This is a genomic window from Paenibacillus sp. 01T442, from assembly GCF_056398345.1.
Genome location: NZ_JBFTPF010000132.1, coordinates 1 through 7,383, shown reverse-complemented (window position 1 = coordinate 7,383; position 7,383 = coordinate 1). Strand labels below are relative to the sequence as shown.

General features: G+C 36.1%; 10 protein-coding genes and 1 pseudogene. All 11 read left to right on the top strand.

Annotated features, from left to right (window positions below):
* A pseudogene (locus AC1DLM_RS33920) lies at positions 1 to 362 on the top strand (hypothetical protein); the annotation flags it as partial.
* 357 nt (positions 363 to 719) lie between these two features.
* Positions 720 to 1,223, top strand: a complete 504-nt coding sequence (locus tag AC1DLM_RS33915; protein ID WP_477572444.1) for a hypothetical protein — start codon at positions 720 to 722, stop codon at positions 1,221 to 1,223.
* 7 nt (positions 1,224 to 1,230) lie between these two features.
* Entirely contained in the window at positions 1,231 to 1,476 is a 246-nt protein-coding gene (locus tag AC1DLM_RS33910; RefSeq protein ID WP_441992585.1) for a hypothetical protein, read from the top strand.
* Positions 1,477 to 1,795: 319 nt separating this feature from the next.
* Positions 1,796 to 1,972, top strand: a complete 177-nt coding sequence (locus tag AC1DLM_RS33905) for a hypothetical protein (protein ID WP_477572443.1) — start codon at positions 1,796 to 1,798, stop codon at positions 1,970 to 1,972.
* A gap of 555 nt (positions 1,973 to 2,527) precedes the next feature.
* Positions 2,528 to 2,965 (top strand): hypothetical protein, encoded by a 438-nt coding sequence (locus tag AC1DLM_RS33900; protein ID WP_441992586.1) that lies wholly within the window; start codon positions 2,528 to 2,530, stop codon positions 2,963 to 2,965.
* Between the two features lie 122 nt (positions 2,966 to 3,087).
* Positions 3,088 to 3,432, top strand: coding sequence for a hypothetical protein (locus AC1DLM_RS33895; protein WP_441992587.1), 345 nt, complete (start codon positions 3,088 to 3,090; stop codon positions 3,430 to 3,432).
* 129 nt (positions 3,433 to 3,561) lie between these two features.
* Complete coding sequence (locus AC1DLM_RS33890) at positions 3,562 to 4,038, top strand: hypothetical protein (RefSeq protein ID WP_441992588.1); 477 nt, start codon at positions 3,562 to 3,564, stop codon at positions 4,036 to 4,038.
* 167 nt (positions 4,039 to 4,205) lie between these two features.
* Positions 4,206 to 4,904: a metallophosphoesterase family protein gene (locus tag AC1DLM_RS33885; protein WP_477572442.1), complete on the top strand. Its 699-nt coding sequence runs from the start codon at positions 4,206 to 4,208 to the stop codon at positions 4,902 to 4,904.
* Between the two features lie 104 nt (positions 4,905 to 5,008).
* Complete coding sequence (locus AC1DLM_RS33880) at positions 5,009 to 5,638, top strand: hypothetical protein (protein ID WP_441992590.1); 630 nt, start codon at positions 5,009 to 5,011, stop codon at positions 5,636 to 5,638.
* 190 nt (positions 5,639 to 5,828) lie between these two features.
* Positions 5,829 to 6,320, top strand: a complete 492-nt coding sequence (locus tag AC1DLM_RS33875; protein WP_441992591.1) for a DUF6985 domain-containing protein — start codon at positions 5,829 to 5,831, stop codon at positions 6,318 to 6,320.
* Between the two features lie 383 nt (positions 6,321 to 6,703).
* Complete coding sequence (locus AC1DLM_RS33870) at positions 6,704 to 7,063, top strand: hypothetical protein (RefSeq protein ID WP_441992592.1); 360 nt, start codon at positions 6,704 to 6,706, stop codon at positions 7,061 to 7,063.
* The last annotated feature ends 320 nt before the right edge of the window (positions 7,064 to 7,383 follow it).

Below are 7,383 nucleotides of genomic sequence, written 5' to 3'. Positions count from 1 at the left end.
ATTCATATAATGATGCTTCTGAATATCCAACAGGGCAAAAATTTATTGGAGATGAAATTATAATCAAAAAAGACTTTTTTTCATCAAAAGGACTTAAAAACTATAATAATTATCAATATGAACTAAAAAATCCATTATATGAGATTACAGCGGCATGCGATAACTCCCTCTCTTTTTATAGATTATATAAAATAGATATCCCAAATTTAAATATAAATGATGTAGTAAAAGCAATAGATATCAGTGACCCTTCTACAAAACAAAGCATACCTGTTAGTGTAAGTTTTTTTGTTGTTAATAACAACAGGCTTATCTTGTTATCAGAGGCAACTATTTTTGAGCTTAGAAAAGTTACTGATTAAATGAATTAAGGTTATGTAATAAGTTCTGTGCTTATAGAATAGAAAAATATCCCATTAAAAAGGTGGGTGCATTTTGTTGAAACAACAATCTTATTTTTTAATTACGGAAAAAAATAATATATGGTGTATGACACCTTTTTACAAAAATATTGTCGGTTGTCAAGAGCTTGATCCGATTCCCGATTCGTGACAAGAACATTATCCGATTGCCGACAAGCAGTAGACTGGCCTGTAACTTACTAAACTAACGGGCAGTATACTGAGTAACAAAAAYCCATGACAAAATAATAAATTTCCATTTATAACCACGTCGAGAATCTATAGTATAAGGATATCAGATATATTTAGGAGGGCTTTATGAGTAAGATTGGATTGCTCTGTACAAGTCATGATCCGGAAGGAAATAATCTTGCTTTAATAAATAAACATCATCGTTATCTGTCTAGGATTTATGAAAATATTTTTATTACTTTGAGTGAAGAGTCAAGTGGTGAGCTTTTAGAAGAACTTCTATCTTATGGATTTAATGTAAGGGTAATCCCTAAGAAAGGTTCGGCACATGCAAGAAGAGAAGTACTTAAATTAGGCTTGGACAGCAATATTGAGTTCTTTCACTACTGTGATTTTGACCGTCTACTTACATGGTGTAATAACCATAGTAATGAACTTAAACACATCGTCTGGTATGAAATCCCTAATCGTAATTACTTAATTTTAGGGAGAACAGAAAGAGCACTTTATACTCATCCGACTGAATGGATTGTAACTGAAAGAATAACAAATCAAATTTTTTTCTCTGGAACTAGGAAAAGAAGYAGATGTTACTGCAGGTTCGTGTGCAATGTCAAGAAGGAGTTGTGAGCTAATATTGCAACATTCTAAACAAATAGCCACTGATGCTGAGTGGGCTATGATTATACATCGAATAGGTAAAATGGAAGTAGATTATTTGGCGGTTGAAGGTCTTGAATATGTTGAGGAAACGAACGCTGACACTAAACATAAATCTGAGACGGAGAAATGGTTTGCAAGAGTTAAGGCAAGTTATTTAATCAGTGAATCCTCTATACAGACTGGGAAGGAGAATGAAGGATATTTGAAAATCGAAATATGAAAGGGCTATACATTCAGCTGACGGATAACTTTAGTTGAATAAACACCTAGGACGAGGCTGCCGGCATGAAGGGCAGCCCTTGCTCACCTAACGGGCAGGTTACTTCCAATGTGTGTTAATATTGAACTGTTGTTGTATCGGAGGCTAAGGGGGTTTTGATAACGCATCACCAGGGAGCAACTAGACAAGCGACTGTAGCTCATTTGTTAGGGCGATGAGAGAAGGTATTGGTTCCAATTTCATTGAAGCAATGCGTAAGATAATTCCTATACGAAGCAATATCGAGGAATATCATATAAGTAATGGGGGATTTTGATTTATGTCTGAAACGGAGAGAGATATACGTGAAATTGATGTATTAACAATAGAAGACCTTCCGCCAGGTAAGGCAGGATGGGATGAGATATTCTATCTAACTACGTCTTTTAATGCATTTGGGTATTGGGGCTCGTTTGATAAAATGTCTATTTGCTCCAAGAAAGTGAAATCGGCATAAAAAATGGAAGGCTACTTTGATAATTGCAGTCTTAATGATCTTAGAACTGAACTTTATATGATAGAGAGAGCGCACAATCATTTGGGGGAGCAACCGAGAGGCGAAAAGTTAGCTTATGTACACGACCTCGTTGAGGCGATACGGAGAAAAGTGTTAAATGTTTAATTAACTGGGAGTTTTAGTTCTTTATACTGATAGATTCACATTACATGTCAGAGCCCAAATACGGAATATGGCATTGCAAACACTGCGAAATAATCCATGTATTTGAAGGATCTAATCATGTTAAAACTTATCGTGTAGAGGATTAAGCTAACGGGAAACGAGAGTTGAGTAAATGTTACACGATTGAAATCTTATTTTCATCTGGTATTAATCATTAAAGGTTATAATAAAAACCGACCCCCTTTAAAATATAAACTTAGACCCGCAGCCCGTTGCTGTGGGTCTCTTTTTGTTATTAAACTAAAGGGCAGGATAACTAAACTTATGCTTCCTCACATGGTATAATATGGTATATTGGGAGATTCAAAAGTAGGAGGTTTAATTGAACTCATGAAATATCGAATATTGTTTTCTCTTGTTCTATCAATTCTTTTATTTATTTCAGGCTGTACAAACAAAGAATCAGTTATTAATTTAAAAGAAAAGTCAGATGAGGTTGTTTATTATGGGAAAGGAGAAGAGTGGCTTGCCACCTTTTCAATATTTAAAGTTAAAAATTCATTGTTTGATTCGATATATATTCAAAATATTGGGGGAAACAGAGAAGCAAAAATCGGACCAATTGAGTATCAATTAGTTGGAGGAGAAGGGTTTAAGTTTGAAAGCCAGTATCCACAGGAATTACAAGGAGTTAGAAGTTTTCACACGTCATCTGAAGGAAATGCTGATGTTGTCACCATTACACCCACTACAGATGACGTTTTCAAACTCACCATAAAATACAATGGKAAGATAGAAACTCTAACACTCAGTTCCATTATGCATTAAACTAACGGGAGAACGATAGCTCAATCAAAACAAAGCTGCAGACGTTTAAATACATGCTGACAGGGGCTATTCTTGAAAAAGTAACTTTTCCGAAAAATTAGGTTACTAAATGGGGGGGCTTTATGTACGCTTATATAAGCATCCATTCTGAAGATTATACGAAGAAAATTAAGTCAAAAGTTTTGGAACAATACTTAATTACCCAGTTAGGATTCACAACAGTAAGCCATTTAACATTTATCAAAGAATTCAGTGGGGAGTATATTAGATTAACAGGAATTCCTGCTAATTCAAATGGAAACTATGCTATAGACACACTTGAGGGAGTAGAAGAAATAAATTTGATTGAAATTGATGTGCCAATGAACCTTGATGACAACTTAGAATTAGAAATATCGGGCATCGCTAACACTATTGTTAAAGAGTTTTCATGGATAATTGATGAGGACCATGGATTGATTTGCTAACGAGGAAATGATAGTTGAATAACCAGGGAGCAGAATGCCGCGACTGGCAGCTGTTCCCTTTTTTCTTTGAAGAACGGGCAGTTATCCGTGGTAAAATCGAGGTAATTTGATTTACAGGTGGGGGAAATTATGAAACATATATGCCCTGTTTGCGGATATGATGAGTTACAACAAGCACCATATGATGCAGATGGTAATGAATCGTATGAAATTTGTCACTGTTGTGGTTTTGAATTTGGATTTGATGATATCCACGAAGGTCACACTTTTGAGAGTTACAGAAATAAATGGGTGAGCGCTGGAGCGACGTGGTTTTATAAACAATCAAAACCTGAGGTTTGGGATTTAAATCAACAGCTGAAAAAAATTGAAAGAATACAGCCGATGTATATTCCATTTTGGAAGAAGGAAGGTACCCCGAAGTGGATTGAAGCTGGAAAGATACTCTCATCAAATTCATCCGATAAAGTACCTTGTCCAGAGTGTGGTTATCATTTTCTTATGGTTCAGGATGTTCCCATTATGTATGCAAACAAGATTGAGAGAATTATTTCATGTCCATCATGTTTCGTGAAGAACATGATTTTAATGCCATACAACAGTTGACCGTTCAACTAACTGGGAACGATAGTGAAACAAAGCAGACTGCTGTGGCAGTCTGCTTTGTTCGTTGAAGTAAAGGACAGTTTAGTTAAAAATAAAGGAAAAATATGTAGAGTGGAGAATAAACTGTTAGTTATTAAATTGAGATTTCTCCAAGGAAGTGAATTACATTGTACGTAACTGGTGATCTTCATGGTTATATAGATATTGGGAAATTGAACTCCAAACGATTTCCCATAAATCGAGATTTAAGTAAAGATGACTTCGTAATAATCGCTGGAGATTTTGGTCTTGTATGGGAAAATAAAAATGATGAATTATATTGGAGGAAATGGTTAGCTCGAAAAAACTTTAGTACTCTATTTATTGACGGAAATCATGAGAATTTCCAGTTACTTAATTCTTACCCTGTAGAGAATTGGAATGGTGGAAACGTACATCGAATAAGCGAAAGCATTATACATTTAATGCKAGGCCAGATTTTTACTATTAAGGGATACAAGATCTTTACTTTTGGTGGAGCTCAATCTCACGATAAAGAGTATCGAAAAGAGAATGTTAATTGGTGGCCAGAAGAGATGCCATCACTAGAAGAGTACCATGAAGGAATTAAGAATTTAGAGCGGCATAAATGGGAGGTTGACATCGTAATCACGCATATGTGTCCTACATCAACCTTACAGATTCTAAATGAATCTAAAAATACTGGTATTTATGAGGACCAATTAAGTGATTACCTTGAGGAAATAAAAGAACGCTTATCGTATAAAAAGTGGTATTTTGGTCACTTTCATAGAGATATGGAATTACCAAATAAACAAAAACTTATTTATAAGTCAATTGAAGTGCTTCCTACTAAGCAATCTTAGTTAATGACTACAATAAATTTATTCGTAAATCCGTTAAAGGCTTAAACAATTCCGCCTAACAGATAACTTAAATTTAAAAAGCTTTGATATGAGGAGGAACTTGAATGCCACCGTATTTTTCTGTTGAAGTGGGTTATTCTCATAAATCGTTAAATAAGAATTTTGTTGATCGAATTTGCTCATTCATCTTTACTAAATTCCCTTTTAAGAACGGTTACTGGAATAGTGAAAGTAATTCATTGCTCGAAATAATTAATTGGAATCAACAATTACTTGAGAAGAGGTTCATTCTTGGCTACGACGAGCACGTTAGTAATAATTACAAACAATTATTATTATCAAGTGAACTCTATACTCATATGAGAATGTATTGGGGCTATAGAAACGACAAAATTAGTTTATCAATAATAATTCCGGAGTATGAGATTCTAGTTGAAGAAGGTAAGTGGCAATTTAGGGAGGAGAAAATAAATCCAATTATTGATTTATGTCAAGATCTCTGGGAGCAAAGCCCAGTTGAAATAATTCAATCTTGCTTAGAGATGGATGGAGGCCCAATTAGCATTGGGAAAATTCGAAATGGTGAATTACCCTCAATTAATCCAATAGCAATATTAAATAGGGATTATTCGAAAACAATCTATAATTTAAATAGCTTTAAGCTCAATACAGAATTAAAAGAGATCGAAAATAATGGAATTATGATCATAGCTAATGAATTAATACGTTTGTAGTATGTTAGGTGCTATTCGCAAACATTAATGATTAATCTAACGGAAGAACGATAGCACAATAAACAGGGAGCCGCGGCAGCTGCTCCCTGTTTTCATTAAAGTAACGGGCAGAAGAGTTGTAAAGGAGTTTACTGGAATCTGGCGAATAAGAATCTATCTTACTTATCCTATAATATGGAGGAACCCTTAGATGGAATTTACCAGAAACATTCGAAAAAGTGATTTTGGAATGAGTGGTGAAGTATATGTATCACTATTCAACAAATATATTCGCTTAGAATTTAACGACAACATATCGGTAGATTACGTAAATTTATGCACATCTAATCTTAACTCGTTAAGTGAAGAGACAGTTTCGACGATATGTAATTACTTATTATTGTATTGCAAAGATGTCATGAGTAATCTTAGTGAGGTTGCGTTTCCAGAAGGATTATACAATCTCAGTTCACCAAGAGAAATATTGAGTTTCATTAACCCAATTTCACTTGAGATCGATAAACCAGACAATTGGGATATACCAGCTCTTAATTTATACTGCAAATGTGACTGGGATCAAGATAATGATTTGCAGATATTAATTAATAGTAATCAGGTTGTTTACGTTGGTCCTTTTGATGGACTTAATAGCTGGCAGAAGAATTTATCTCAATGGAACAATTACGTAGTTGGTTCAATGTAATGTCTCCGCTAACGCAGAACGTTTGTTCAATACACAGCAATGGGAGGCTGCCGGCAACGATCGGCAGCCTTTCGTTCTCGAGGGGAGTATAAAGCAGGTCACAGTTCTTTCATTCTTCTAATGATGTTTGAAAACGTACTTGCATAGTATATGTCGATTTGCTTGTTGTTGACGTCCCCAATCTAGTACTCACCTTTCAAGACGATTTGGCTGATGGCAATATGGCAACCTCGACGTAGCCCGATCCCGAGCGATGAATACGAGAACAACTGCTCGTAGATTGTTTCCTGGCTTMTAATTGGCCATACGCATTTGGACAATCATACAATCCCTTCCAAAGCGTCTTCCATATACTGTCGTATATTCGATCTGGAGGTGTAGTTATGCTTCAACTAAATGGAATTGTCGGTGGGACGGCGCCTATTAAGTTAAGTCCCGGAAAAAGTGTTGATGTTCAAACCATTGTGATTGACGTGCCTAACGGGAAAAAGCTCGTGTTGAAAAGTTTGAATTTCCTGCTGTCCAACGATGCATTCACCTTCAAGGTGGAGGCATTGCCTTCGACAGGAACGTTCATTGTCCGCGGCGGTTCCGGCGATTTGCAGCCGAACAAAGTACTTTTCAACAACCGAACCGGAGACGCAGTACGGATCTTTCTAAACATTTCCGTTATCAACAGAGCGCGAAACACCCGCTCGCTAGACCGCAACTCCTGTTGGCTGCTGAAGCTTGCGCGCGTTTGACGTGTAATGTCGGGTGACAAGAACATTATCTCATTAATTGCCGCGTATCTCGCGGTTTTTTTATTTTATGGGATCAAGTTCTTGTCACGAGCCAATGACAAGAACTTGATCCCATTCCCGAGGGCATATGTCTGATACCTTTTTGCTAGCCAATGGATATACTGTCTTCTCAACTAAACATTCCTGTTAAGGCTAAGAAATGGCCTTTGTCAAAAAAGGAGCGCCTCGGTATGATGGATTTGTCGACGGGTTCGTAACCCAATACCATCAAGGAGGCGCTCTTACTTATGAAGTTTAAACAATCTAACGGACAAAATCAA